At 70.1% G+C, this 25927-nt stretch carries 23 protein-coding genes; 12 read left to right on the forward strand and 11 right to left on the reverse strand.

What is annotated here, in order from left to right:
* The first annotated feature begins 21 nt into the window (after positions 1–21).
* Together NR792_RS25895 and NR792_RS25900 are read left to right on the forward strand one after the other, a co-directional pair.
* Positions 22–1185 carry an AAA family ATPase gene (locus tag NR792_RS25895; protein ID WP_375755366.1) on the forward strand — a complete coding sequence of 388 codons (1164 nt, stop codon included), beginning with the start codon at positions 22–24 and terminating at the stop codon, positions 1183–1185.
* Entirely contained in the window at positions 1182–1775 is a 594-nt protein-coding gene (locus NR792_RS25900; protein ID WP_375755367.1) for a DUF4276 family protein, read from the forward strand. The genes NR792_RS25895 and NR792_RS25900 overlap by 4 nt, the downstream gene beginning before the upstream one ends.
* 51 nt (positions 1776–1826) lie before the next feature.
* On the opposite strand, the gene NR792_RS25905 is transcribed toward NR792_RS25900, so the two are convergent.
* From NR792_RS25905 to NR792_RS25925, 5 genes are all read right to left on the reverse strand, one after another.
* Positions 1827–3836 carry an esterase/lipase family protein gene (locus NR792_RS25905; protein ID WP_375755368.1) on the reverse strand — a complete coding sequence of 670 codons (2010 nt, stop codon included), beginning with the start codon at positions 3834–3836 and terminating at the stop codon, positions 1827–1829.
* A 134-nt stretch (positions 3837–3970) separates the two neighbouring features.
* Positions 3971–5026, reverse strand: coding sequence for an alpha/beta hydrolase (locus tag NR792_RS25910; protein WP_375755369.1), 1056 nt, complete (start codon positions 5024–5026; stop codon positions 3971–3973).
* Between the two features lie 48 nt (positions 5027–5074).
* Positions 5075–6631 carry a long-chain fatty acid--CoA ligase gene (locus tag NR792_RS25915; protein ID WP_375755370.1) on the reverse strand — a complete coding sequence of 519 codons (1557 nt, stop codon included), beginning with the start codon at positions 6629–6631 and terminating at the stop codon, positions 5075–5077.
* Positions 6632–6669: 38 nt separating this feature from the next.
* Positions 6670–7665 (reverse strand): 3-oxoacyl-ACP synthase III family protein, encoded by a 996-nt coding sequence (locus NR792_RS25920; protein WP_375755371.1) that lies wholly within the window; start codon positions 7663–7665, stop codon positions 6670–6672.
* 9 nt (positions 7666–7674) lie between these two features.
* A complete protein-coding gene (locus NR792_RS25925; protein ID WP_375755372.1) occupies positions 7675–8415 on the reverse strand; it encodes a TetR/AcrR family transcriptional regulator in 741 nt (246 codons plus the stop codon).
* 350 nt (positions 8416–8765) lie between these two features.
* On the opposite strand from NR792_RS25925, the gene NR792_RS25930 reads away from it, so the two are divergent.
* The 3 genes from NR792_RS25930 (at position 8766) to NR792_RS25940 (ending at position 11365) form a co-directional block, all read left to right on the forward strand.
* A complete protein-coding gene (locus NR792_RS25930; protein WP_375755373.1) occupies positions 8766–9236 on the forward strand; it encodes an Lrp/AsnC family transcriptional regulator in 471 nt (156 codons plus the stop codon).
* Between the two features lie 2 nt (positions 9237–9238).
* Positions 9239–10462 (forward strand): PLP-dependent aminotransferase family protein, encoded by a 1224-nt coding sequence (locus tag NR792_RS25935; RefSeq protein WP_375755374.1) that lies wholly within the window; start codon positions 9239–9241, stop codon positions 10460–10462.
* A 156-nt stretch (positions 10463–10618) separates the two neighbouring features.
* Positions 10619–11365, forward strand: a complete 747-nt coding sequence (locus tag NR792_RS25940) for an SDR family oxidoreductase (RefSeq protein WP_120529762.1) — start codon at positions 10619–10621, stop codon at positions 11363–11365.
* 28 nt (positions 11366–11393) lie between these two features.
* On the opposite strand, the gene NR792_RS25945 is transcribed toward NR792_RS25940, so the two are convergent.
* Positions 11394–11783 carry a winged helix-turn-helix transcriptional regulator gene (locus tag NR792_RS25945; RefSeq protein ID WP_375755375.1) on the reverse strand — a complete coding sequence of 130 codons (390 nt, stop codon included), beginning with the start codon at positions 11781–11783 and terminating at the stop codon, positions 11394–11396.
* 125 nt (positions 11784–11908) lie between these two features.
* On the opposite strand from NR792_RS25945, the gene NR792_RS25950 reads away from it, so the two are divergent.
* A complete protein-coding gene (locus tag NR792_RS25950; RefSeq protein ID WP_375755376.1) occupies positions 11909–12511 on the forward strand; it encodes a malonic semialdehyde reductase in 603 nt (200 codons plus the stop codon).
* Between the two features lie 172 nt (positions 12512–12683).
* On the opposite strand, the gene NR792_RS25955 is transcribed toward NR792_RS25950, so the two are convergent.
* Together NR792_RS25955 and NR792_RS25960 are read right to left on the reverse strand one after the other, a co-directional pair.
* Complete coding sequence (locus NR792_RS25955; RefSeq protein WP_375755377.1) at positions 12684–13145, reverse strand: hypothetical protein; 462 nt, start codon at positions 13143–13145, stop codon at positions 12684–12686.
* 57 nt (positions 13146–13202) lie between these two features.
* Positions 13203–14615: a S8 family serine peptidase gene (locus NR792_RS25960; RefSeq protein WP_375755378.1), complete on the reverse strand. Its 1413-nt coding sequence runs from the start codon at positions 14613–14615 to the stop codon at positions 13203–13205.
* A gap of 534 nt (positions 14616–15149) precedes the next feature.
* On the opposite strand from NR792_RS25960, the gene NR792_RS25965 reads away from it, so the two are divergent.
* The 3 genes from NR792_RS25965 to NR792_RS25975 all read left to right on the forward strand — a co-directional run bounded on the left by NR792_RS25965 (position 15150) and on the right by NR792_RS25975 (position 17671).
* A complete protein-coding gene (locus NR792_RS25965; protein ID WP_375755379.1) occupies positions 15150–15953 on the forward strand; it encodes a prolipoprotein diacylglyceryl transferase in 804 nt (267 codons plus the stop codon).
* 54 nt (positions 15954–16007) lie between these two features.
* Positions 16008–16580 carry a class I SAM-dependent methyltransferase gene (locus NR792_RS25970; protein WP_375755380.1) on the forward strand — a complete coding sequence of 191 codons (573 nt, stop codon included), beginning with the start codon at positions 16008–16010 and terminating at the stop codon, positions 16578–16580.
* 158 nt (positions 16581–16738) lie between these two features.
* Entirely contained in the window at positions 16739–17671 is a 933-nt protein-coding gene (locus tag NR792_RS25975; RefSeq protein ID WP_375755381.1) for an alpha/beta fold hydrolase, read from the forward strand.
* On the opposite strand, the gene NR792_RS25980 is transcribed toward NR792_RS25975, so the two are convergent.
* Positions 17658–18569, reverse strand: coding sequence for a DMT family transporter (locus NR792_RS25980; RefSeq protein ID WP_375755382.1), 912 nt, complete (start codon positions 18567–18569; stop codon positions 17658–17660). The genes NR792_RS25975 and NR792_RS25980 overlap by 14 nt on opposite strands.
* A 19-nt stretch (positions 18570–18588) precedes the next feature.
* Complete coding sequence (locus NR792_RS25985) at positions 18589–18870, reverse strand: rhodanese-like domain-containing protein (RefSeq protein ID WP_120550795.1); 282 nt, start codon at positions 18868–18870, stop codon at positions 18589–18591.
* A gap of 87 nt (positions 18871–18957) precedes the next feature.
* Here NR792_RS25985 and NR792_RS25990 point away from each other — a divergent pair, with 87 nt between their 5' ends.
* Complete coding sequence (locus tag NR792_RS25990; RefSeq protein ID WP_375755383.1) at positions 18958–19473, forward strand: GreA/GreB family elongation factor; 516 nt, start codon at positions 18958–18960, stop codon at positions 19471–19473.
* Between the two features lie 19 nt (positions 19474–19492).
* On the opposite strand, the gene NR792_RS25995 is transcribed toward NR792_RS25990, so the two are convergent.
* Complete coding sequence (locus NR792_RS25995) at positions 19493–21019, reverse strand: ATP-binding protein (protein ID WP_375755384.1); 1527 nt, start codon at positions 21017–21019, stop codon at positions 19493–19495.
* A gap of 438 nt (positions 21020–21457) precedes the next feature.
* Here NR792_RS25995 and NR792_RS26000 point away from each other — a divergent pair, with 438 nt between their 5' ends.
* Positions 21458–24304: a PAS domain S-box protein gene (locus NR792_RS26000; RefSeq protein WP_375755385.1), complete on the forward strand. Its 2847-nt coding sequence runs from the start codon at positions 21458–21460 to the stop codon at positions 24302–24304.
* Between the two features lie 110 nt (positions 24305–24414).
* Positions 24415–25917 (forward strand): VWA domain-containing protein, encoded by a 1503-nt coding sequence (locus tag NR792_RS26005; protein WP_375755386.1) that lies wholly within the window; start codon positions 24415–24417, stop codon positions 25915–25917.
* Positions 25918–25927: the final 10 nt, after the last annotated feature.

The raw sequence follows: 25927 nt of genomic DNA on the forward strand, positions 1-25927 counted from the left end.
CGGGCTCCCCTGCTTTCGCGTGTGACCCTGCGTGACTTCCGCAGCATTGAGGCTTGCGACGTTACCTTGGGGCCGCTGACGTTCCTCGTCGGCCCGAATGGCTCCGGCAAGAGCAACTTCCTGGATGCGTTGAGACTCATCAGCGATGCCTTGCAGACCTCGCTGGACCAAGCGGTCCGCAGTCGGGGAGGAGCCTTCAACCTCGTGCGACGCGCACCAGGTGGGTCTGGCCAGTTCAGCATTCGCCTCGACTTCCGGCTACCCGACGGTTCAAGCGGCCACTTTGCCGTCAGCATCGCTCGTCACGGCTTCGGGACCTACGTAGTGCAGGAAGAAGAATGCGTTGTGGGCGCGGCGAAGTACCACGTCCGCGCAGGCAACCTCCTCATCAAGCCCTCGCCCGTTTCGCCGCCCGCTTCGGACGACCGCCTCTACCTGGTCAACGCGTCAGGCCTCCCGGAGTTCCGCCCCATCTTCGACGCACTCTCGAACCTGGGGGTCTACAACCTCAATCCAGAACAACTTCGAATGCTCCAGGTGCCTGACAAGGGAGACCTCCTTACCCGTGACGGGTCCAATCTGCCCAGCGTTCTGGAGCATTTGGGGAGCAAGGCTGGAGACACTACGAAGCGGCGCATTGAGGAGTATCTCGGCGCCATCGTGCCGGGGCTGGCTGGCGTGGAGCCCACCCACGCCGGTCACCTGGAGACGCTGAAGTTCCTGCAACAGATCAGGGGCACGGAAGGGCACAGGGAGTTTCTGGCCATCAGCATGTCCGACGGCACACTCCGCGCACTCGGCATCCTGGTCGCGCTGTTCCAGACGCGGGCCGAACCACGGATCCAGCTCGTGGGCATCGAGGAGCCCGAGGCCGCGCTCCATCCGGCAGCCGCAGGCGTCCTGCGTGATGCACTCCGAGAAGCATCCCAGTACGCCCAGGTCATCGTTACCAGTCACAGCCCGGAACTGCTCGATGACCCAAGCATCCAGGGCGACGAAATCCTCTCGGTGGTCGCAGAAGAGGGCCGCAGCATCATAGCCCCTGTGGACAAGGAAACCCGGTCCGCGCTGAAGGACCGCCTCTACACCGCAGGCGAGTTGCTGAAGGCCAACCAGTTGTCTCCCGACAGGCAGGCAGTTCCCCAGCCGGATCAGCTCAAGCTCTGGGAGCACGACGCCGGATGAAGCTGGGACTCATCGTCGAGGGACACGGAGAGGTCGTCGCCGCCCCCGTCCTCGTGAGGCGCCTGGCGCAGTGGTTGGCGCCTGAGATCCACCCGGATGTTCTCCTCCCCCACCGCATTCCACGAGGTCAGCTCGTCAAGGAGGACGAACTGCGCCGCGCCATTGAGCTCACCGCCCGCCGGGTTGGCGATGAAGGCCGAATCCTCGTCCTGCTGGACGCGGACAAGGACCTGCCCTGCGCGCTCGGACCACGGCTCCTGACCTGGGCGCGGGCACAACGCTCCAACCGGCTCATCTCCGTGGTCGTCGCGCAGTGTGAATACGAAGCGTGGTTTCTCACAGCTGCGGAATCCCTGCGCGGCCAGCGCGGGCTCCCCACCAGCCTGAGTGCTCCACCCCAGCCCGAGCGCGTCCGCGACGCGAAGGGATGGCTGGGCAGCCACATGCCCAGCGGCTACAGCGAAACCATCGACCAGCCCGCCCTGACCAGCATCTTCGACCTCGAAGCGGCACGCCGCGCGGACTCCTTCGACAAGCTCGTCCGGGACATGGGCACGCTGCTGAACGTCCCCGTCCCACCGCGCCCCTGACTACGAAGCACGGGCGCCCACACGAGCGCCCGTGCTCCTCACATCACCGCATCAATCCCGCGAAACGAAGTGCGCGGAGATCTTGTTCCACACCGCCGGGGTGATGCCCATGCTCAGGTGGTCATAGGCCATGCCCTCCTGCTTCGCGTCGGCGGTCTTCTTCGTGGACGTCCAGCCCTGGGTCAGCTGGGTCATCGCCGCGATGCTCGCCTCGAAGAGGACGCCGTCGCTGCGCAGCGCGGACGTGGTGGACGTCATGCCGTCCGTCTCGAAGGGCTGCGAACCCCCCGTCGTGCCGTACAGCACGTAGAGCGACTTCAGGCGCGAATCCAGGCCGTGCTCCGCCAGGCGCGTGATGAACTTGCCGCCCATCTCCATCGCCGCGGCCATGCCCAGGCCGTGCATGATGCGGTACTTGCCGTAGCCCAGCGAGTCGTACGCCTCCACGTTCCGGTCGGTGGTCTCGTAGAGGGGCTGCGCGTGGTACGCGAAGCACGGAGAGCCCACCGGGTCGAACGCCGTCGTGCGGCACACGCGGTGGTCGCTCGACTCCATGTAGCCCGCGGCGAAGAACGGGTTGTACGGATTGTAGATGAGCTTCGTGTCCAGCCAGGGGAAGTAGCGGTTCTCGTCCGGATCGATGTTGTCCCACGCGGACGCGCTGCGGTCCGGAATGGGGTACGTGCCACGCAGGTCATACGCCGCCTGCAGCTGGCCCGGGTACGCCGTCACGTACTTGCCGCTGTCGTTCACCGCGCCGAAGAGGCTCATGTTGTAGTCGTCGAACTTGAACGACGACGCGGACAGGCCCTGGCTCGTGTTCAGCGTCAGCAGCGTGCTGCTGGACACCGGCGTGCCCGTGCTGGACAGGCCCGTGATGTTCGACAGGTAGATGCGGCGGAAGTAGTCCGTCCACACGCCGCCGGAATCCTTGCACACGCTCTCCGCGTAGGGGTTGTTGAACCAGGGCACGCTGTAACCAAACGTCACGCACTGGAACGCGGAGAAGTACGTCCACGGCATCGGGCCACGGCCCACCGGCGCGTTGGAGGCCGTGCTCGCGATGGTCAGCGTGTGGATGGGGTGGCGGAAGTTCAGGTCGATGCCCTTGTGCGGGCCGGACAGCGGCACGTACACGCGCACCGAGTCGTCATACGCCGGCACCTGCGACGCCTGCTCCTTGGCCAGACGCTCGAAGAAGCGCGTCGTGCTGAAGCCGCCCCACGTGGCCGCGTTCGCCAGCCAGGGGTCCACCGCCAGCACGCCCTTGCTCCACGCCACCACGTCCACCCGCGCCACGCCCGGGTGCAGCGCCTTCACGCGCTGCACGGCGTTGGCCACGTGGATGGCGTGGTTGAAGTTGTCGCCGTGGAACGAGCCGAACGTCACCGCGTACACACAGCGGCCCTTCGACTCCAGGTCCTGCACCATGCCCGTCAGCTGCGCCGCGCCGCCGTAGGTGCCGCCCGAACCGTTGTTCCCGTTGGGGAACATCCACACGTTCGCGTCCTGGATGGCGCCGTGCACCAGCAGCGTCGGCGTCAGGTTGACGTTACAGGTGCGCGCCGCGGTGGCCCGGCCCTTGTGCAAGAGGACGAAGCGCGCCTCCGGCTTGGTGGGGCCGGGCGTGGGGCAGGTGGCCCCGGCCGTCGTGGCACAGCTGTTCCCGTAGTAGACGTTGAACGCGTTCACCAGCTGCTGGTTCAGCGAACCAAAGTACGTCTTCAGCGGGTAGTCGCTGGACTGGAACGTGTCCTGGTCACGCAGCTTCAGCGTGCGCGGGTTGTAGTACTCGGAACGGAAGCGCTGCCGGCCTTCCAGGAGCTCAATCTGTCCCCAGGACCACGAGGGCGGCGTGTACGTGCCCACCACGCGGTAGTTGGTGGTGAAGTTGGTGGGGATGGCGTCGAAGTACGGCGCCAGGTCCGCGTCCAGCGGAGCCTCGGCCGTGGCGACGGACTCCGGCGTCTCCGGAGCAGCGGGGGCTTCCGCGGGGGGTTCCGCCCCGCAGCCAGCCAGCAGCGCTGCGGCGGTGAGTGACAACGTCCAGGTGCTTCGCATGCGTACCTCCGTTGGGGGTTACGGGTGCGGCGACAGCAGACTGCGACGACAGACACGAGGACGCGCGCGGACACACGACGGGCCCCAGGGGCTCCCCGGAAGGCCTCGCGTGCCTCACCGCGCATCAGGAATGACTAGCGGTTGTGCTCCAGCAGGAACGGCACGAGCAGGTCGTGGAACTCCTTCGTCTTCTCCAGGTGCGGGCTGTGGCCCGTGTCCTGGAGGACGACCTCGCGGTAGCGGCCGCCGTTGGCCGCGTAGCGCTCCATCACCTTGCGCATCTGCGACACCATGGGCTGCGGCGGATACGTCTCATCCCCGGGCCAGCCGGGCACCGCGCCCAGCTTGCCCAGGAAGCCGAAGTCGAACAGTGACGTGTCGGAAACGATGGCGTCGTCCGCGCCGCGAATCCACAGCAGGTCCGGCCCGTTCTTCAGCTCCGCGAAGGCGGAGGTGTTGTAGTAGGCGGGCGCCATGGCGTTGTTCATGCCCGTGGTGCCCGGCGCCACGCCCGGCCAGTTCGGCGACTTCGTGAAGTTGCCCGGGTACAGCTCGTCCGACACGTGCGTGTCCAGCACGGAGTCCAGGAGCCGCTCCTCGTCCGGGTGACGGAACGGCGGCTTCACGTAGCAGCCGTTCATCACGTTGCGCGGCGACGTCTGCGACTCCGTGGAGCGGTCCTTCGACTTCAGCCGCTGCACGAAGTCCGGGTTGGCCGTGCCGCCGCCGGAGCCCGCGAAGTCCGCCCAGCACGGCGTGCCGTCCGCGTCCTTCGTGCCGCCGAAGCCGTAGGGCGACAGCGGCGCCTCCACCACCAGCCCGGCCACGCGCTCCGGGTGGTCCAGGGACAGCTGCATCACCATGCCCGCGCCCGCCGAGTGCGCCACGAACACCGCGCGCTTCAGGGACAGCGTGTCCATCAGCGCCAGCAGGTCGTCGCTGAAGTCGCGCATGCCGCGCGTCGCGTGGATGGTCTTCTCCTCGGTGTGGCCGTAGCCGCGCATGTCCGGCGCGATGCCCCGGAAGCCCTCGGGCAGCGTCTTCATCAGCGACTCGAAGAACGCGGACGAGGAACAGTTGCCGTGCACGAAGATGACCGGAAAGCCCTCCTCGCCCACCAGCCGTGCGCGCACCCGGAGCCGCTGCGTGGGGATGTCCCGGATCTCGACCTTCCTGGATGAATCAGCCATGTGCGCGCTCCTGTATGTGTTGCCCTTGAAGAGAAGAAAGCCCGTGCGTCACGAAGCGGCCCGCGCGTCCGCGGCGATGGCCGCCTCGCGCAGCTCGCGCTTCAGAATCTTGCCAGCAGCGGACACCGGCAGGGCCTTCACCAGCTCCACCCGCTTGGGGACCTTGAAGCGTGCCACCCGGCCCTTGAGGTGCTCGAGCAGCGCGTCCGCCGAGGCCTCGGCCCCAGGCTTGAGCACCACGTAGGCGCGGCCCGCCTCGCCCCACTTCGCGTCCGGCACGCCCACCACCGCGCACTGCTGCACGGCCGGGTGTTCGTAGAGGACGGACTCCAGCTCCAGCGGGTACACGTTCTCCCCGCCGGAGATGAACATGTCCTTCTTGCGGCCCGCGATGGTGAAGAAGCCGTCCGCGTCCACGCGCGCCAGGTCCCCGGTGTGGAACCAGCCGTCCGCGTCGATGGCCTCCTTCGTGCCAGCCTCGTCCTCGAAGTAGCCGGAGCACATGGAGGGCCCCTTCAGCACCAGCTCCCCCACCCCGCCCGGCGGCACGGCGTTGCCCGCGTCGTCCACCAGCTTCGCGTCGATGAAGTAGTTGGGCCGGCCGATGGAGCCCGCCTTGGACACCGCGAACTCCGGCCCCATGCTGAAGATGCCCGGGCCGAACTCCGTCATGCCGAAGCCCTGCTTGAAGGGCACCGGGTGCACCGCCTGCCACGCCTGGAGCAGCGTCACCGGCAGGGGCGCCCCGCCGCTGGTGACAAAGCGCACGGAGGAGAAGTCCGTCCCCTTCCAGCGCGGCGAGTCCATCAGCTGCTGGTACTGCGTGGGCACCGCGAAGAAGAGCGTCACCTTCTCCTTCGCGACGAGGCCCAGCATCTCGTCCGGGTCCCAGCGGCGCATCAGCACCACGGTGCCGCCCACGGTGAGCAGCGGCAGCGTGTAGACGAGCAGCCCGCCCGTGTGGAACAGCGGCGTGTGCGTCACCGTCACGTCGCCCTGGCGGATTTCATGCACCAGCGTGTTGAGCGTGTTCCACGCCACCATGCGGTACGACACCTTCGCGCCCTTGGAGCGGCCGGTGGTGCCGCCGGTGAAGAGCAGGCAGAGGATGTCCTCTTCGCTCACCGCGTCGTTGGTGACGGGGGCCGCGGGCGCGTACGCCACGGCCTGCGCGTACGGATCCGCGCCCGGCAGGCCCTGGGCCTCCAGGGACACCAGCCGAAGGCCGTCGCCCACGTGCTCGCGCACCTGGGCCACCGCGTCCTTGAAGTCGTCCCCGAACAGCAGCACGCGCGGGCGGATGGCGCGCACGCCCTCCGTGAGCTCCGCCGCGTGCAGCCGCCAGTTGTAGGGCACGAAGATGGCGCCCAGCTTCCCGCACGCGAACAGCGTGTCCAGGTACTCCACGCCGTTGTGCGCGACGATGGCCACCCGGTCGCCGCGCTGCACGCCCGCCACGTCCCGAAGCCAGCCCGCGAGCGCGTTGGCGCGCGCGTTCATCTGCCGGTAGGTGAAGCGGCCCGCGTCCTTCCGGGCCACGTCCACCACCGCCACGGCTTCCGGCCAGTAGAGGGCGCCCCGCCCCATCCAGTCTCCGATGAACATGCGAAGAACTCCTGTCTGAAGAGACGGGATGGGGGGGACTAAGCCGTCCAGCGGTAGAGGGCGGACGCCATGGCGAGACCACCGCCGCTGGCGCAGAAGGCGACGAGGTCGCCCTTCTTCACCTTGCCCTGCACCACCGCGTCATCCAGGGTCATGGGGATGCAGGCGGAGCCCGTGTACCCCCACTTGTCCATCGTGTAGTGCGCCTTCTCCATGGGCTGGTTCAGCGCCTTCATGGTGGCTTCGATGGTGCGCAGGTTGAGCTGCGTGAAGACGAAGAGCTTCACGTCGTCCAGCGTCTGGTCCGCGCGCTTGAGCAGCGTGTCCAGCAGGATGGGCCAGCGCTCGGTGTTGAACGTGGAGGGGAACTTGCGCACGAACTGCACCGCGGGCTTGCCGTCCGTCAGCGCCAGCGTCTCCGCCGTGGCGGGCCGGTTCGTGCCGCCGGTGTAGATGCCCAGCGCGTCGTGGTACTCGCCGTTGGCCAGGAGCTTCGCGCCCAGGAAGCCCGGCTTGTCGGACGCGCCCAGCACCACCGCGCCCGCGCCGTCCGCGAACAGGGTGCAGGTCTTCTTGTCCTTCCAGTTCACGTACCGGGTCATCCCGTAGGCGCCCACCACCAGGATGCGCTGGTAGCTGTCGTCCGCGGAGATGGTCTTGGACGCCACGTCCAGCGCCGTCACCCAGCCCGCGCACGCGGCGTTGATGTCGTAGGTGCCCGCGTTGACCGCGCCCAGCTTCGCCTGCACCACGGACGACGTGCCGGGGGAGAGGTAGTCCGGCGTGTCACTGGCGACGAGCACCAGGTCCAGCTCCTTGGGGTCCACCTTCGCGCGGGCCAGGGCCTCCTTCGCGGCGGCCACGGCCAGGTCGCTGGTGGCCTGGTTGTCCGCCATCACGTGGCGCTGCTTGATGCCCACGTTCTGCTGGAGCCACTCGTCCACCTTCTCGCCCAAAATCTTTTCCACGTCGGCGTTGGTGAGGAGCTTCTCGGGGACGTAGCGGCCGGTGGACAGGATGTTCGCGTAACGCATGACGGTGATTCAGCTCCGGGGACCGCGTGACGGACGGCGGGGGGACGGCTTGGGGGGGGTGGGCTTCGACGACTTCGCGGCGGGCTCCGGGGGGGTGGGCTTCGCTGCGTCCTGCGCTGCTGCCTTCGGGGGGGGTACAGCTTGAAGATGCGACGGCAGGCCGTGGGACAGGAGCGCCATCGCCGTGTCGAGCACGCGCTCCAGGCCCATGTCCTCTTCCCAGAGCACCCAGCGCATGCCCAGGAAGTCGCCAATGCCCATCAGGCAGTAGGCGAGCGCCTCCGGATCCATCCGGCGCACCTCGCCCTTGTCCATGGCCAGCGTGAGGCCGCGCACGTAGCCCTTGGCGAAGCGGTCGTAGTAGCGGCGGTAGCAGTCCGCGTCCACGAACTCCGCCTGCCGCACCACGCGGTAGAGGTTGGGGTGCTGGCGCACGAACTGGAAGAAGGCGCGCAGGCCCTCGCGCTCCACCTCCAGGCGCGTGGTGCACGCGGCCGTGGACTCCGCGATGAGGCGGCGCAGGCGCGCGCCCAGCTCGTCCACCACCTCCACGAAGATGGACTGCTTGTCCGGGAAGTACACGTAGAAGGTGCCCAGCGCGACGCTGGCCTTGCGCGTGAGGTCCGCGATGGACGCGCGCTCGTAGCCCTTGTCGCCGAACACCGCCTCCGCGGCCTTCAACAGCTTCTGCCGCGTCCGCTGACCGCGCGGCGTGACGGGGACGCGTTCTGAAGTTGAAGGGCGATTCATCTTTCATGACGGGTAGCACCCGGCCGACCGCCCTGTCAAAAGCGGACGGATGGCTCCCTGCGTCAAAGACAGACACGGACGCAGGGCGTCAATCACGTCCCGTGGCAGCAGACCGGAGCGCGAGCGCGGGGACTGTCCACCGCACCCACCTTTCCCTTGGGGACAAGTGCCACGCGCTCCTCCCGGCACCAGCTTCCGACCAGGGGCCCGGAAGACGTCCCGGGTCGGGTGGACAACCCTTCACCCACGTCAACCCCTTTGCATGCAAACGGACTTGCATTCCCCAGCGGCTGCATATAACTTCACCGCCGTCTGCCAAGGCCGCTTATAAAAATAAGGTCGCAAGCCCCATGGACGCCCTGGATTATCGAATCGTGGACATGCTTCAGCGCGATGGCCGGGCCACGCAGCTGGAGCTGTCACGCGGGGTGAAGCTGTCCCAGCCGGCGGTGGCGGAGCGCATCCGCAAGCTGGAGGAGAAGGGCGTCATCACCGGCTACACGGCGCGCGTGGACGCGGCGCAGCTGGGCAAGGACATCACCGCCTTCATCGGGGTGAGCATCGAGCACCCCAAGCACTTCGAAGGCTTCGCGCGGAAGGTCGCCGAGTTGGAGGACGTGCTGGAGGCCCACCGGGTCGCGGGGCAGGACTCGTACGTGTTGAAGGTGAAGACCGCGAATACGCGGACGCTGGACTCGCTGCTCGTGGAGACGCTGCGCACCATTCCGGGTGTGACCCGCACGAGCACCACCATCGTCCTGTCGACCTTGAAGGAAGACACGCACGTGCGTGTCCCCGATGAGCTGTTGAACGGAGAATGAACATGAGCGCGGACGCTATGAGTGCACCCCTGCCCCCTCCTCCGGCCTACCGGCTGTCCCAGCGCATGTCCCGGATGAAGACGTCCGCGGTGCGGGAGATCCTCAAGATCGCCGAGCGCCCGGACATCCTGTCCTTCGCGGGCGGCCTGCCGGCCCCGGAGCTCTTCCCGAAGGACGCCATCGCCAAGGCGTTCGCGGAGACCTTCGCCAGCGACGCGGACGGGCGCTCCGCGCTCCAGTACAGCACCACGGAGGGCTTCGCCCCCTTGCGCGAGTGGATCGCCGGGCACCTGGCCCGCAAGGGCCAGAACGTCCACGCGGACCAGGTGCTCATCACCAGCGGCTCGCAGCAGGGCCTGGACCTGGCGGGGAAGATCCTCCTCGACCCGGGTGACCTGGTGGTGGTGGAAGACCCCAGCTACCTGGCGGCCCTCCAGACCTTCGGCGGCTACGAGGTGGAGTTCGCCACCGTGCGCAGCGACGACGCGGGCATGGACACGGACGACCTGGCGGCCCTGCTGAAGAAGCGCCAGCCGAAGCTGCTCTACGTCATCCCCAACTTCCAGAACCCCAAGGGCACCACCCTGTCCCTGGAGCGCCGCAAGGCGCTGGTACGGCTGGCCCAGGAGCACCGCTTCATCATCCTGGAGGACGACCCGTACGGCGAGCTGCGCTTCAAGGGCGTGCACCTGCCGTCGCTGGCGTCGCTGGACGACCAGGGCGTGGTGCTGTCCCTGTCCACCTTCTCCAAGACGCTGGCCCCCGGCCTGCGCCTGGGCTGGGTGACGGGCCCCAAGGCGCTGCTCAAGCCGATGACCATCGCGAAGCAGGCCACGGACCTGCACACCGCCACGCTCGCCCAGCGCGCCACGGCGCGGCTGCTGGAGACGTTCGACTACGCGGGCCACATCCAGGCGCTGATGCCCATCTACGCCCAGCGCGCCAACGCGATGCTGGACGCGCTCAAGGCCCACATGCCCCAGGGCACCCAGTGGACCCGGCCGGACGGCGGCATGTTCCTCTGGGTGGAGCTGCCCGGGGGTCTGGACGCGGCGAAGCTCCTCCCCCAGGCCGTGGAGCAGAAGGTCGCCTTCGTCCCCGGCGCCCCCTTCTTCGCCAACGACCAGAAGCCGCAGTTCATGCGGCTGAACTACTCCAACCGCCCGCCCGAGCTCATCGTCGAGGGCATGAAGCGGCTGGGCTCCGTCATCTCGGACGCCCTCTAGTTCCAGGGCTCCGGCCCCCAACGCACCGCGTCGGGGGTCCGGGGTCCGGAAAAAGTTGAAGGTTGATTCAGGTTTCAGCCTCCACGGCGCTGGCCAGCGCCCGTGCGGTGTGCGTACCCTGCGCGCGTTTTTTCGGACACGCCCAAGGAGAGGCACATGCAGCTGAAGGACCTGAAGATCATCGTGACGGGTGGCGCGCAGGGCATGGGCGCGCACTTCGCCCAGCGCATCCATGAGGCGGGCGGCCAGGTGGCCGTTGGCGACGTCAACGAGGAGAAGCTCGCGGCGCTGCCGGCGGGCATCCACCGGCGCAAGCTGGACGTGTCCAACGAGCAGGACGTCACGGACTTCGTGCAGTGGGCCCACGGCGCCATGGGCGGCCTCAACGGCCTCATCAACAACGCGGGCATCCTGCGCGACGCGCTGCTCGTGAAGAAGGACCGCACCACCGGCCAGGTGAAGAAGCTGTCCACGGCGGACTGGAACGCCGTCATCGGCGTGAACCTCACCGGCGCCACGCTGATGGTGCGCGAGGTCGTCTCCAAGATGGTGGAGACGGACCAGCGCCCCGGCGTCATCGTGAACATGTCGTCCATCGCGCGGCACGGCAACCGCGGCCAGTCCAACTACGTGTCCGCCAAGGCCGCGCTCGCCGCCAACACCGTCACCTGGTCGCGCGAGTTCGCCCCGTTCGGCATCCGCGTGGGCGCCATTGCCCCGGGCATGATTGAGACGCCCATGACGCAGGGGATGAACCAGAAGGCCCGCGACGCGCTGGTGGCCGCCATCCCGGTGGGCCGCATCGGCGAGCCGGAGGACATCTGGGTGGCCGTGAAGTTCATCGTGGAGTGCGACTACTTCAACGGCCGCACCATCGACGTGGACGGCGGCCACAACTTCTAGGCCGCGAAGCTTCCACCGCGCTCCGGACTCAGGCGCTCTTGCGCTTCCGGGGCGCGGCCCGCGTGGACTTCGCGCCCGCGCCCTTCTGCGCCGGAGCCTTCACGTCCACCCAGCGCTCCGCCCACTTGCCCAGCTCGTCGATGACCTTCCAGAACGCCTGACCCTTCTCCGTCAGGCGGTACTCGGAGCGGATGGGCGGGCCCGGGTCCACGTGGCGCTCGAGGATGCCCTCGGCCTCCAGGTCCTTGAGCCGCTCCGACAGGACGCGCTCGCTGATGGTGCCGATGCGCTCCGTCAGCTCCCCGAAGCGGCACGGCCCATCCATCAGGATGCGCAGGATGACGCCCGTCCAGCGCCGGCCCAGCAGGTCCGCCGCCGCCAGGAACCGGTTGCACAGCGGGCTCAGGTCATCATGCATCGTGTCGCCTCCGCCCCGAGTATAGCGCCCGCCCCCTCCCGGCATGTACTTACTTTTAGGAAGTCACTTGCAAAATAGAAGTGACGCGGGTAGCCATGCGGTGTTCGCAACGGAGGACGACACGCATGGCGACGACGAACACGGCCCTGGACGCGGGCGCGCTGGAGCAGCTCTTCACGGAGGCGCGCACGTACCCGGGCTGGCTGGACCGGCCGGTGACGGACGAGACGCTGCGCCGCATCTACGAGCTGGCGCGCATGGCGCCCACCGCGGTCAACAGCCAGCCGGTGCGCCTGGTGTTCGTGCGGAGCCGCGAGGCCAAGGAGAGGCTCAAGCCCGCGCTGACCCCGGGCAACGTGGACAAGACGATGCAGGCGCCGGTGACGGTCATCGTCGCGCACGACACCGCGTTCCACGAGCAGCTGCCCAGGCTGTTCCCCGCGCGCGACATGAAGAGCGTCTTCGCGGCCATGACGCCGGAGGCGCGCGAGCAGTCCGCGTTCATGAACGGCACCCTGCAGACGGGCTACGTCCTCCTGGCGGCGCGCGCGCTGGGGCTCGACTGCGGCCCCATGGGCGGCTTCGACAAGGCGAAGGTGGACGAGGCCTTCCTCCAGGGCACCGGCTGGAAGTCGAACCTCCTCGTCAACCTGGGCTACGGCGACCGGGAGAAGCTCTTCCCGCGCAACCCGCGTCTGGCTTTCGAGGACGCCTGCCGGATGGCCTGACTCCGTCCAATCCCAGACAGCACACTGGTCCCGCCGTTCAGTGGCGTCCGGCCGCTACAATCCTGAGTTTCTAGGTTAATCAGGAAGAAGCCGCCCCGGCCGTCTGTTCCACAGGGGTGAACGCGGCGAGCGAGCCTCTTCCCGGTGCGAAGCGGGAGGCATTGGAGCGGGACTAGTACAGCTGCTCGAGCGGCATCATCGTGCCCGCCTCGAACTCCGGCGCACGGCGCAGCTGGTCCAGCACGCGCGGGGCGCACCTCAGGTGCAGCATGGGCAGGGAACCGCCCGGCTCACTCATGGCGCGCACGGCGCCCACCAGCTGGTGTGCCTCCAGCCAGCGCATGAAGCTCTCGCGAAAGCGGGCGTTCTCCGCCTGGCCCTCCTTGTAGAGGTCCGCGCGCGAGCGCATGGGGGCCCGCGGGGACGCGGCGGCGCGCTTCGGCGCGGCCGATTCCCGGGGCATCACCGTGACGTCGATGTCGCCGCCCGGCTGGGCGTCACGCTCCAGGCCACCGGCGCCCGGCAACGCACGCACCGTGCCCCCGCTGCCAGGCAGCGGACGCACGGCGGCGACGGAGGACATCCGGGCCGAAATGTCTTGGGGTTCGCCCGGCACGCCATTCTTCCTGCGCATGGCCACATCCTCCCCAGGTCCGGTGCTCACGTGGCACCGGCCCCGGCAACTACCGCGTCACCTGAAAACAGCCAGGCCCTTCCCCGTCCGGTGGTTCGCCGAGCGAGGGAGCTTGATGGCATTGGCCAGAATCAAATCTCTCACTTCCAATGCCGTCAAGTCAGGGGCACGGCAACGATACAGGGCAGCAATACCCGCGACATAAGGCGCCGCCATGCTCGTGCCACTCATTCGTTCATAGAACGCCTGATTGTTACAGCGGCGTTCAGTAGACGAATACACATTCACCCCGTAGCCCATGACATCAGGCACGACACGCCGCCCCACGGCGCCGCTGGCCGAGAAAGTGGCCACGTTGCGCTCGAAGTCGACTGCCCCCACAGCCAGGGCCTCGGGAAAGGCCGCTGGGTAACCAACCGTGTCGGGTCCACTGTTACCCGCCGCGACAATGGGCAGGATGTTGCTGTCCAGAAGCCGACGCAGCATGGCCTGCAGGGCGCGCTGGTTGAGCAGGTAGTCCGCCTCGGAGATGCCCGGGGGCGGCTGCAGCGGGAAGCCCAGCGACAGGTTGACGACGGCGGGACGTGACGCGTTCTCCGGGCGGCTGAACTGGTGCAGCAGCCACTCCATGCCGGCGGCCACGCGGCCCAGGCTGGTGCGGATGGTCTCCGACTCGATGACGGACGCGGCGTACAGGTCCACCTCCGGCGCGACGCCGTGGTGCACGCCCGCGGCGATGCCGCACACGTGGGTGCCGTGGCCGTCCGGGTCGAAGCCGCGCACGTCGCGCGCGGGGTTGTGCGGCGAGTTGGGGAAGAGCGAGACGTAGCGGAACTGGATGGTCTTGCTCGCGTGCTCCGGGTGGTCCGCGTCCACGCCGGTGTCCAGGATGCCCAGCATCACGCCCGCGCCCCGGATGCCCTGGGCGTGCGCCAGGGGGACACCGGACTCGTCAGGCCACTCGCGCGTGGCGAGCGAGCTCATGCCGCGGTTGCGCGGCCCCGTCTGGCCGGCGGACACCGGGCCGGGGAAGGACAGGGGCACCACGTCCGGGATGAACTCGAACTCCTCCGCCAGCTCCCCCCGGGCCGCCGCCTCCGCGTCCGGGGAGTAGAAGTGCGCCATGGTGGCGCCGATGAGCGGCATGAACCGGTAGCTGCCGGCCTCCGCGCCGGTCTGCTCCGTCACGGGTCCGCCCGGCAGGGGCGTGGCCTCCGCCTGCTTCGCGGCCTTCCTACCCCGGGCGCTCTTGCGGCCGCGCGGTGCCTGGCCGCTGACCTCCGGCTTCACGCCGGGCAGCGTGGCGGACCGCAGGCCGAGCGCGGTGAGGGCATCCGGTGCCTTCTGGGCCGCGCTGAAGCGCAGCGCGGTGCTGCGGCTGAGGACGCGCTCGCCCTGCGCCGTGCCACGCACTCCGGGCCGGGCCTGCGTCTCGATGGACTCCTTGGGTACCAACAGGAAAGACTTCATGGCTGTGCTCCTTGAACCGCCTATCCGCGCCGGGCCCCGAAGGGAGAGCACCTGCGGTACGACCGCGTCCACCTGGGGACCCTGACAAGCCCCTTCGGATCCGGTGGTCCGGGCTCGCGGGCGTCGCCCGGAGCCGCTGCATCACCTGCCCTCCCCTCTCCCCATGCACTGGGGTCCAACCGGGGGATTTGACCGCGACCCCCTGACAAAAAATCACGGGATTCCCGTAATAGACACCCCTTGTCTGGTGTCTCGGTCCTCACTCGGCTTCCCCGAACCTCTGGAAACACAACGGATTCCCTCCTGGGGACGAGGGCAATGGCGAAGGGCGCACACGGGCTCTGTCCGCCAGCGGATGTGGGGAAGGGGCAGGCAGGAGGGGCGGGGGCCCAGGAGGGCGTCCGGGTGGGGCTTGCGAGTCCAGCGGGCGTGGGGGTGAAAAAGAGGTGGAGGGAAGCCCGGGATGCGCCGATTGTTCGCGTTCAATCCTCCGGGCCAGTGCCCGGGCGGGTCCCTGGCCTTTCTGGAGCCCCCTTGATTCCCTATTGGCACGCCCCCTCGTTCAAGCTGGGGCCCCTGGAGCTGAACCCCTTCAACGTCTTCGTGGCGGCGGGCATCCTCTTGGCCGCCCGGCTGCTGACGAAGCAGGCGGAGCGCGAGGGGTTGGATCCGAACCCGCTGGCGGACTTCGCGATGTGGGGGGTGGCGGCCGGCATGCTCTTCGGCCACTGGGTGCACCTGTTCTTCTACCACCCGGAGGAGCTGTCCAAGAGCCCGTTTCAAATCTTCAAGTTCTGGGATGGCCTGTCGTCCTTCGGCGGCCTGCTGGGCGGCATCGTGGCGGCGGTGGTGTTCTTCCGGGTGAAGAAGCTGCGCTTCAACGACTACGCGGACAGCTTCGCGCTGGGCGTGGCGCCGGGCTGGGCGGTGGCCCGGCTGGGGTGCTTCGCGGTGCACGACCACCCGGGAAAGCTGACGGACTTCTTCCTGGCGGTGCAGTTCCCCAACGGCAACCGGCACGACCTGGGCCTCTACGACGCCGTCGTGCTGTTCACGCTCACGGCCCTGCTGTACGCGCTGCGCGACATGCCCCGGATGAAGGGGCGGCTCTTGCCGCTGCTGGCGCTGCTGTACGCGACGTCGCGCTTCTGCCTGGACTTCCTGCGGGCCACGGACCTGTCGTACGTGGACGCGCGCTACTTCGGCCTGACGCCCGCGCAGTACGGCAGCCTGCTGCTGGTGGTGTACGGACTGTGGGGCCTCCTGCGCAAGCAGGCGCCGAGCGCGTCCTCGCAGAAGCCGTCCGCGCCGCAGGGCCGGGTGGAGACGGCGCGGTAGCAGGGTGCGGGGCAGGTCCGCGTTTCGCTTCGTTTCACTCGGGGGGAGTTCCACATGAGGGCACTGGCGTACGACGCGCTGATGGCGCCGCTGGGCTGGGCGGGGTTGAACGCCGCCCGGCGGCAGCTGGTGGAGGGGCTCTCCGGCAAGGTGCTGGAGGTGGGCGCGGGCACGGGCCTGGCGCTCGCGGCCTATCCGTCCACGGTGGCGTCGGTGACGGCGGTGGACGTGGACCTGGAGGCGCTGGCGCGGGCGCGGGCGCGCAAGAGCGGCGTGGCGCTGCTCCAGGCGGATGCGCAGGCGCTGCCCTTCACGGACGGCTCCTTCGACGCGGTGGTCTCCAGCCTGGTGTTCTGCTGCGTGGACGCGCCGGCCACGGCGCTCGCGGAGGTGATGCGAGTGCTCAGGCCAGGCGGTGAGCTGCGCCTGCTGGAGCACGTGCGGGCCCCGAGCCGCGCCCTCGCCACCGCGCAGGACCTGCTGACGCCCGCGTGGCGGCGGCTGTCCGGCGGCTGCCGCCTCAACCGGGACACCTTCCGGCTGGTGGAGTCCGCGGGCTTCCGCGTCCTCCGGCGCGAGCAGCGCCTGGGCGGCGTGGGCGAGCTCATCTTCGCACGGCGGCCCTGAGCCTCCGTCCCGGGCGGGGTTCGCGCGACCTCCCTGGCAGGTCACTTCCGACCTGGCAGGATATGTTCGCGCACAGGATGTCAGAGGTCACTTTAGGATGGCGTGTGTCCCCGCGGCGGACCTACCCGCCGCGTTCCATCCCAAAGAGGCCCTGACGCATGACGCGCATCCGTCCCTCCCTCCTCGCGGTGCTGCTGTTCGCCGGCTGTGGACCCGACGTGGCTTCGGGTTCCGAGCCCGACCTCGTGAGTGCTCCGGCCGCGCTGGAGGACTCCGACCGTGGGGGTGGCGCCAGCGCGCGTGAGGGTTCGGTGCGGCTGTCCACCGGCGTCACGCTGCGCTACGTGGAGCAGGGCCGCCGTGATGGGCCCGTCGTCGTCTTCCTGCACGGCTATACGGACTCGCATCACACCTGGGACCTGGACCTGCCGCGCTTCCCGCGCGACTTCCACCTCTACGCGCTGGACCAGCGCGGCCACGGCGATTCGTCCCGTCCGGTGTGTTGCTACACGCAGCAGGCGTTCGCCCGGGACGTGGTGGCCTTCCTGGACGCGATGCGCGTTCCGCGCGCCGTGCTCGTGGGCCACTCCATGGGCAGCTTCATCGCGCAGCAGGTGGCGCTGGACTTCCCCCACCGCGTGAAGGGGCTGGTGCTCGTGGGCTCCGCGCCCACCGTGGCGGGCAATGAAGTGGCCCTGGGCCTCAAGGAGGTCGTCGACACGCTGACCGACCCCGTGGACCCCGCCTTCATCCACGAGTTCCAGGCCAGCACCTTCTACGCGCCCGTGCCGGAGTCCTATCTGGACACGCTGGTCTCGGAGAGCTCCAAGCTGCCCGCGCGCGTGTGGCAGGACGCGCTGGACGGGCTCATCGCGGAGGACCACTCCGCGCGCCTGGGCCGCATCCGCGTGCCCACGCTGATCATCGGCGGGGACCACGACGGCTTCTTCTCCGTGGAGGAGCAGCGCGCCCTGGCCCGCGCCATCCCGGGCGCGAAGTACCTCCTCTACCCGGAGACGGGCCACGCCCCGCACGCCGAGCGCCCCCAGCGCTTCGTGCACGACGTGCACCAGTTCCTCAAGCGCCTGTAGTCCGTGCGCCCTGGGCTCCGGCCGCTCCCGCTTCGGGGCGGCCGGGGTCGCTCCGGGCCAGCACCACCACCGCCACGAGGATGAGCAGGCCGCCCAGGCCCTGCCGCAAGGACAGCCGTTCCCCCAGGAAGAGGGCGCCCAGCACCACCGCCATCACCGGCTCCAGCGTGGAGAGCAGCGACGTGTTCACCGGGCCAATGCGCTTGAGGCCCGCGAAGAACGTGAGCATCGCCACCACCGTGGACAGCAGCGCCAGGCCCGCCACCGCGCCCCAGCCTCCGGGCGTCTGGGGAAAGGACGGGCCCTTCACCAGCATCAGCGCCCCGAAGGCGACCCCCGCCGACAGCGGGACGACGGTGCTCGCGGCGAGCGGCCCCGCCGGCCCCGCCACCCGCGCGCTGGACAGCACATAGAGCGCGTAGATGACCGCCGACAGCACGCCCAGGGCAATGCCCAGCGGCTTCGCGTCCGGGCCGGGGTCCACCGTGAGCGCCGTACCGCACAGGGCCAACCCCACCGCGAGCCAGCGGGGACGGCTCAGGTGCTCGCGCCCCAGGGCCACCTGGATGACGGCCACCAGCGCGGGGAAGAGGTAGAGCAGCAGCGCCACCAGCCCGGCGGACGCGTGCTGGAGCGCGATGAAGTAGACGCTGCCTTCCGTGAAGTAGCCCACCGCGCCCAGCAGCACCAGGCCGCCCAGGAGGCGGCCCCGGGGCCACGTGCCTCCCTTCGCGACCATCACGCCCGCGAGCACCAGCCCCGCCAGCGTGAAGCGCAGGAACAGCAGCGTGGGCATGTCCGCGCCCGCCGCGTAGGCGAGGCGCGCGAACAGGCCCAGCGCGCCAAAGGAGGCGCCGGACAGGGCGACGAGGAGGAAGCCGGCGGTGCGGGTCTGCATGGCGCGTGGGCGCGCACGCCTACCAGTTCTTGACGGACCCCAGGTCGAACACGTCCGGGAAGCCGCCCTTGCGCAGGAGCTCCGCGGCCACCGCGCTGCGGCCTCCCGCCGCGCAGTACACCACCACGGGGGTGCCCACCGGGCCCACCTCGGAGAGGCGCTGGGCCAGCACCTGCACGGGGATGTTGCGGGCGGCGTCCGGGTGTCCCTGCTGGAACTCCTCCGGGGTGCGCACATCCAGCAGCACGGCGCCCTTCGCGACGAGTTCGTGGGCTTTCTGAGAGCGTTCCTGAGGCGTCATGGCCCCCATTCAACCCCAGCCCGGGGCGCGGCCGGGCTGAAAACTGGAGGCCTTCGCACCGGGCGCTACAGTCCTGTACCGATACCCATGCGACTCGACAAGCACACCCTGCTCCACCAACTGGCCGAGCGGCTCCAGCAGAGCGACCGGCTGGCCCACCGCGCGGAGGCCGACGCCCGCGAGGCGGCCCGCAGCCTCGCCACGGAGTCCGAGAAGAAGGAGGACGGCCGCGCCGCCATCGAATACGGCAGCCTCGCCACGGGCCAGGCCCAGCGGGCCCGCCGCCTTCAAGAAGAGCTGCAGGCGCTGACGGCCTTTGGCCAGAAGGAGCTGCCGCGCTTCCCGCGCCAGGGGCCCGTGGGGCTGGGCGCCCTGGTGGACTGCAGCACCGAGGACGAGGACGGCTTCGCCGAGCGCACCTTCTTCGTGCTCCCCGCCGGCGCGGGCACCGAGCTCACCGGCCCCGGCGGCGACGGCTTCCTCTCCGTCATCACCCCCAGCTCGCCCGTGGGCCGCGCGCTGCTGGGCAAGAAGGCCGGCGACACCGTGGAGGTGACGCTCGCGGGGGAAGTGCGCGAGTGGACGGTGCTGGAAGTCGCCTGAGGAGCCGCGTGGCGCGGGGCTACTCGCCCTGCGTGGGCCCCGGCGCCGCGTGCGCGCTGATCCACTCCTCCGGGATGTCGCCCCGGGGCAGCTCCAGGATGAACGTGGAGCCCTGCCCGGGCGTGCTGACGGCGCTCACCGTGCCGCCGAACGCCTCCACAATCTGGCGCGTGATGTAGAGCCCCAGGCCCAGGCCGCCGTAGTGCCGGTCGCTCACCGCGCGCTCGAAGCGCTCGAAGATGCGCGCCAGGTCGTCCGGCGCGATGCCGATGCCGTGGTCCTTCACCGTGAGCCGCGCCAGCGTGCCGTGCGCCTCCACGCCCACGATGACGGGCTGGCCCGCGCCGTACTTGAGCGCGTTGGACACCAGGTTCGTCACCACCTGCTCCAGCCGCAGCCGGTCCCAGCGGCCCACCACCGGCACCGGCGCCTCCAGGCCCAGCTCCGTGCCGGCCTGCGCCGCCGCGGGGGAGAAGCGGTAGAGGATTTCCGCGGCCACGCTGGCCAGGTCCAGCTCCTCCAGCTCCAGCCGCAACCGGCCCGCGGTGATGCGCGACACGTCCAGCAGGTTGTCCACCAGCCCCGACAGCCGGCGCACCTGGCGCTGCACCACGTCCAGCGCCTCGGCGACGCGCTCGGTGGGGACCTCCTTGCCCTCGCGCGCCAGCACCACCACCTGCTTCTGCAAGAGCTGCACCTTGAGGCTCAGCGGCGTGAGCGGCGTCTTCAGCTCGTGGCTCGCGATGCCCAGGAACTCGTCGCGCTGGCGCACCGCCTCGCGCGCCTCGCGGTACAGCCGCGCGTTCTCCAGGTAGAGCGCGGTGCGGTGGGCCAGCTCCGTGAGGAAGTGCTCCTCCTCCGCGCCGAAGACACGCAGCACGTTGGAGCGCAGCAGCATCAGCGAGCCCAGCACGTTGCCGCGCGCGCCCAGCGGCACGCTCAGGCAGCCGTGCGGCCCCACCTCGCGCATCAGCCGCGCGTGCTCCGCGTCCCGCGCGATGGCCGCGATGTGCTCCTCGGACAGGATGGGCAGCCGCCCCACCGCCCCGGACACGAACACCCCGGGCAGCCCGCCCGGCGCGGAGGGATCCAACGGATAGCGCGTGAGCAGCTCCCGCAGGAGCGAGTGCCGGCCCGCGTCCGCGTGCAGCGACGCCGCCACGCGCAGGGCCTCCTCCCCCGCGGCACCGCCCGGGGTCCGGAGGACGAGCAGCGCGCCCTCTCCCAGCGTGGGCACCAGCAGCTTGAGCAGCGGCTCCAGCCGCGCCTCCGCGTCCACCGACGCGCCCAGCAGCGCGCCGGCCTCCGCCAGCAGGCGCGACGCATCCAGCACCGGCGCGGGCAGCGCGTCCACGGCATGCGTGCGCAGCAGCGCCGCCGCGACCTGCCCGTCCGCGCCCTTCACCGGCACCGCCGTGCACCGCAGCGCGATGCGCGTCCCATCCGGCCGGAGCACGTGCCACACGGAAGGGTCCACCGGCTCGCCCGCCAGCGCTCGCGCGAGGGGCGACTCACCCGGTGGCAGCGGTGTGCCGTCGGCGCGCACCCATTCACACCCAGGCAGGCGAGCGTGCTCGATGTGGAGGGGAACCGGGATGCCGAAGTGCGCCGCGGCTTGTGCGTTGAATGAAGGCACACGGCCCGTGCACTCGACGAGCACAACCCCTTCCGCGTCCATGACGCGCGTTGACGGAGGAGGGGAATCCCCGCCCGTCACGCGGGCATCCGAGGCTGGAGATGTGACGCCGGACATGCCAAGGCTTTCCGCACGCATCATGGTGTCATCTCCGCCTCCCGGGAAGAAAGGAAGACAGCAGCCAGGGCCCACTCCATCCTCAAGGACAGGGAATGCTTCCCATCCTCACGCTCTTCCCGCGGGCCCCCTTGCCTGCATGTCGGCGATCCTCAATCGTTCGACTGTCCACGTCCGCGTCCCCGGGCGTTCCGCCCGCACGGCCAAGTTCTTCCACCGCGAGTCCTCAGCATGCAGATGCCGTTCACCCGGCCTGACGGCACCACCCCCACCGAGCGCCGCTTCCGGCAGGTCATCGACACGCTCCAGGAGGTCGTCTTCCAGACGGACATGGAGCGCAACTGGGTCTTCCTCAATCCCGCGTGGACCGAGGTGACGGGCTTTCCTGTGGAGGAGAGCCTGGGCCGCTCCGCGCTGGACTTCGTGCACGCGGACGACCGGGCGCGCACGCTGGAGGTCTGCAAGACCCTGCTCACGCGCGAGCGTGACTTCGTCCAGCACGAGGTGCGCTACCTCACGCGCGACGGCGGCTTCCGCTGGGTGGAGGTGTTCGCGCGGGTGACGATGGACGAGGACGGCACGCTGCTGGGCATGGCGGGCACGCTCAATGACATCACCGAGCGCAAGCGCACGAGCGACGCGCTCGCCCGGCGCGAGCGCTACCTCACCGCCCTGGTGGACATGCAGCAGCGGCTGCTGTCGGTGTCGGAAGGGGGCGACCTGTACGGCCCCGCGCTCGCTCCGCTGGGCCAGGCGGCGGGAGCGAGCCGCGTCTACGTCTTCGAGCTCCACACCAACGCGCAAGGCACGCTCGTGATCAGCCAGCGCGCGGAGTGGTGCGCGCCCGGCGTGACGCCGGAGATAGACAATCCGATGCTCCAGGAGCTGCCGGTGAAGCCGGACCTGGAGCGCTGGCTCCCCATCCTGGAGCGCGGCGAGGTCGTCACCGGACGCGTGACCACCTTCCCCGCGTGCGAGCGGGCGCTGCTGGATCCGCAGGGGGTCCTGTCGCTGCTGGTGCTGCCCCTGCGCGTGCAGGGCCGGCTGGTGGGGCTCGTGGGCTTCGACAACTGCTACGAGGCGCGCGAGTGGGACCGGCTGGAGGTGGACCTGCTGTCCGCGGCCAGCGGCGCCATCTCCGTGTCGCTGGAGCGCCGCGCGTCCGAGCGGGCGCTGCGCGAGCACGAGCACCGCTTCCGCCAGCTCGCGGAGAACGCCTCCGACGTGCTGTACCTGTACCGCCGGAAGGCGCCGCGCGGCTTCGCGTACGTCAGCCGCGTGGCCCACGCGAAGCTGGGCCTGGGGCCGGAGGCACACTACGCGGATCCGGAGCTGTGGTACCGGCACGTGCACCCTGACGACCGGGCCGCGCTGGAGCGCCTGCTGGAGTCGCCCCAGTCCGTGGACGGCTCGACGGTGGAGCTGCGCTTCCTGCGCCCCGACGGCAGCCTCCTGTGGCTGGAGCACGTGGTGGCGCCGGTGACGGACACGGCGGGCCACGTGGTGGCGGTGGAGGGCCTGGCGCGCGACATCACGGAGCGGCGCCAGGTGGAGGAGGCGCTGAAGCGCTCCGAGGCCAGCCTGCGCGCGCTGATGGAGGGCTTCCCCGACCCGGCGGCCATCGAGCGCGACGGCCACATCGTCTACGCCAACGCGGCGCTCGTCACCGCGCTGGGCTTCGCGCGCGCCGAGGAGCTGGTGGGCCGCCGGCTGTCGGAGTTCCTGGCGGACGTGCCGGGCACGGGCGTGGCGTCCGGGGACAGCAAGCCCCTCACCAGCGAGCGGCGCCTGGTGCTGCGCGACGGTCGCACGCGCGTGGTGGAGCTGGCCTCACTGCCCTTGCGCTTCGACGGCCAGCCCGCGGTGGTGTCCATCGCGCGCGACGTGACGGAGCAGCGCCAGCTGCAGGCGCGGCTGACGCTGGCGGACCGGCTGGCGTCGGTGGGCACGCTCGCGGCGGGCATCGCGCACGAAATCAACAACCCGCTGGCCTTCGTGCTCTCCAACCTGGCCTTCCTGTCGGACGAGTTCCGCCACCACCTGTCCCCCGGCCCCGGCGTGCGCGGCGTGCGCCCGCCGGACGTGGCCGAGTGGCAGGAGGTGCTGGGCGAGGCGTGCGAGGGCGCCGAGCGCGTGCGCCAGATCGTCCGCCAGCTGAAGACGTTCTCGCGGCCGGATGAAGAGCGCATGACGCCGGTGGACGTGCACGCGGTGCTGGACTCGGTGGTGATGATGGCCGCCAATGAAATCCGGCACCGCGCGCGGCTGCGCCGGGAGTACGGCACCGTGCCGCAGGTGATGGCCAACGAGGGCCGGCTCTGCCAGGTGTTCCTCAACCTGGTGGTGAACGCGGCGCAGGCCATCCCGGAGGGCTCCGCGCACGACCACGAGGTGGTGCTCGCCACGCGCGTGTCCGGCGGGCAGGTGGTGGTGGAGGTGCGCGACACGGGCAGCGGCATCGCGCCGGAGGTGATGGGGCGCATCTTCGATCCGTTCTTCACCACCAAGCCCGTGGGCGTGGGCACCGGCCTGGGGCTGTCCATCTGCCACGGCATCATCAGCGGGCTGGGCGGCGACATCCTCGTGGAGACCACCGTGGGCAAGGGCAGCACGTTCCGCGTGGTGCTGCCCGCGCCGCGGCCGGACCCCGCCGTCCGCCCGCCGGAGGTCTCCGTGCCCGACGTGCCCGTGGTGCCTCGGGGCCGCGTGCTGGTGGTGGATGACGAGCCCGCGGTGGGCCGCGTGCTGCAGCGGCTGCTGCGCGGCCACGACGTGGAGGTGGCCACCAGCGGGCGCCAGGCGCTGGAGCGCATGTCGCGGGCCCCGGGCTTCGACGCGGTGCTGTGCGACGTGATGATGCCGGACCTCGCCGGCCGCGACGTGTACGAGGCCGTGCGGCGCGAATACCCGGGCCTGGAGCGCCGCTTCGTCTTCGTGTCCGGCGGCGCCTTCACCTCGGGCGCGCGCGAGTTCCTGGAGCGCATCCCCAACCCGCTGCTGGAGAAGCCCTTCGACGAGGCGCGCGTGCGCGGCGCCGTGGAGGAGCTGGTGCGGCACGGTCCGCCGGACGCGGCCTGACCCCATCGGTCATCGGGAGGAGGGTCCTCCCGGTGACCGATGCGGCCGGGTGACGGCTCTGCGAGCGTGTGCTCGTCCGCTCGCACCCCTTGGGGGAAGGTCCGCCGCGCATGAACCGCACCAAACTGCTACTGTCCCTTGCTGGCCTGCTGGTCCTGGGCGCGCTCGCGCTCGACGCGCGCTCGTTCTTCGCGAAGACCTCCTCGCACCCGCCGGTGTCTGCCCCCCTTCCCAACGGGCACCCGCGCCGGAGCCCGTCCACCGCGGGCGCCCTGGACCAGACCCACACCGTCGTGCAGCCGGGTGAAGCGCCCGTCAACGGGGTGCTGCCCGTCATCCTGGGACAGCCGGCCTCCGGCAACGCGGGCCCGGTGGAGCTCACGGGCAAGCTGTCCGGCGCGTACGTGAAGGCGGGCCCGGGTGAGGCCTTCGCCGTGTTCGAGCTGACCGCGCGGCTGCCGGAGAAGGTCCAGCGCGTGCCGGTGAACCTGGCGCTGGTGATTGACCGCTCCGGCTCCATGGATGGCGGCAAGCTGGCGGACGCGAAGCGCGCGGCGCAGGAGCTGGTGCGGCAGCTGCGCGAGGGAGACCGGCTGGCGCTGGTGCACTACGGCTCCGACGTGACGGTGGTGCCCAGCGTGAAGATTGACGACACCACGCGCCGCGAGCTCCTGAGCACCATCGAGGCCCTGCAGGTGAACGGCGGCACGAACATGAGCGGCGGGCTGGTGGCGGGCGCGGACGCGGTGCGCCCCTACTCCAGCGACTACCGGGTGACGCGCGCCATCCTGCTGAGCGACGGTGAGCCCACCGAGGGCGTGACGTCCAACAACGGGCTCTTCTCCGAGGTGGGGCGGATCCGCGAGACGGGCATCACCGTGAGCGCGCTGGGCGTGGGCACCGGCTTCAACGACACGCTGATGCGCGGCATGGCCGAGCGCGGCGGCGGCTTCTCCGGCTTCATCAGCGACTCCTCGCAGCTGGCCTCCATCTTCACCCGGGAGCTGGAGCAGGCCGCCAGCACCGTCGCTCGCAACGTGAGCCTGACGCTGACGCTGCCGCCCGGCGTGAGCGGCCTGGAGGTGATGGGCCTGCCGTCCACGCGCGAGGGCAACGCCGTGCGCATCCCCCTCTACGACCTGACGGGCGGCCAGTCCGCGCGCGTGGTGGCGAAGCTGACGCTGGACGCGCCCTCGAACGCGAAGGACATGAACGTGCTGGACGCCGCGGTGTCGTACGTGGACGTGACGGCCAACCTGCCGTCGCGGGTGACGCTGGCCCTGGGCGCGAAGGTGACGGACGACGTCCAGGTGGTGCACGCGGGCCTGGACCGCGACGTGCGCGTCCACGCCATCCGCGCGCTGGGCACGCAGCAGCTGCAAGCGGCCGCGGAGGCGATGAAGAGTGGCGACCGCGCGAGTGCGCTCGACCTGCTGGGCAACGCGCGTCGACTCTTCGGCACCTCGGCGTCCGCGCTCGCGGGGGAGCTTGCGGACGTGGACCAGACCCAGGCAGCCTATGGGAACGCCCGGAGCGACGCGGACGTGCGGGATGCGTCCATGGCGCTCAAGAAGAAGACGATGAAGAACTTCGGGCAGAGCAACTCCTACTAGTCACCCCCCG

Origin of the sequence: Corallococcus exercitus (assembly GCF_042231735.1) — a bacterium.
GTDB lineage: Bacteria > Myxococcota > Myxococcia > Myxococcales > Myxococcaceae > Corallococcus > Corallococcus exercitus_B.